Genomic DNA, 877 nt, shown 5'->3' with positions numbered 1-877 from the left:
AAGCCTGCACACCAACGCGCTGGACGAAGCGATCGCGCTGCCCACCGAGTTCAGCTCGCGCATCGCACGCAACACGCAGCTCATCATCCAGGAAGAGACCCACATCACCAGCGTGATCGACCCCTGGGCCGGCAGCTACATGATGGAGAAGCTGACGCAGGACATGGCGGACAAGGCCTGGGAGATCATCGAGGAGGTCGAGGCCATGGGCGGCATGACCAAGGCCGTGGACAGCGGCTGGGCCAAGCTCAAGATCGAGGCTGCCGCGGCCGACAAGCAGGCGCGCATCGACTCGGGCAAGGACGTGATCGTGGGCGTGAACAAGTACAAGCTCAAGACGGAGGATGCGATCGACAGCCTGTCGATCGACAACGTCAAGGTGCGCGACGGGCAGATTGCCAAGCTCCATGCGATCCGCGAGAAGCGCGATACCGCGAAGACGCAGGCGGCGCTCGACGCCTTGACCGCTGCGGCCGAGAGCGGTGAGGGCAACTTGCTCGCGCTGAGCATCGACGCCGTGCGCCTGCGGGCGACGGTGGGTGAAATCAGCGATGCGCTGGAGAAGGTCTACGGCCGCCATCGTGCCGACACGCAGAAGGTCACCGGCGTGTATGCCGCGGCCTATGACTCGGCCGAGGGCTGGGAAGCACTGCAGCACGAGATCGCAGCATTTGCCGAAGAGCAAGGCCGCCGTCCGCGCGTGATGATTTCCAAGCTCGGCCAGGACGGGCATGACCGTGGTGCCAAAGTTGTCGCCACCGCCTTCGCGGATCTCGGCTTCGACGTCGACATGGGTCCGCTGTTCCAGACCCCGGAAGAGTGCGCCCGACAGGCCATCGAGAACGACGTGCATGCGGTGGGCGTCTCCACGCTCGCA

General features: G+C 65.0%; 1 protein-coding gene. It reads left to right on the top strand.

The window, feature by feature from the left end; genetic code table 11:
* Nucleotides 1-877 (top strand): methylmalonyl-CoA mutase family protein (locus HCU76_RS36345; RefSeq protein ID WP_218512064.1); only part of this gene is annotated, 877 nt, incomplete at both ends.

Origin of the sequence: Variovorax sp. dw_308, from assembly GCF_019207085.1 — a bacterium.
In the GTDB taxonomy this organism is placed as follows: domain Bacteria; phylum Pseudomonadota; class Gammaproteobacteria; order Burkholderiales; family Burkholderiaceae_C; genus Variovorax.
Note: the sequence above shows the minus strand (reverse complement) of the source record. Positions and strands in the feature narration are given on the sequence as shown.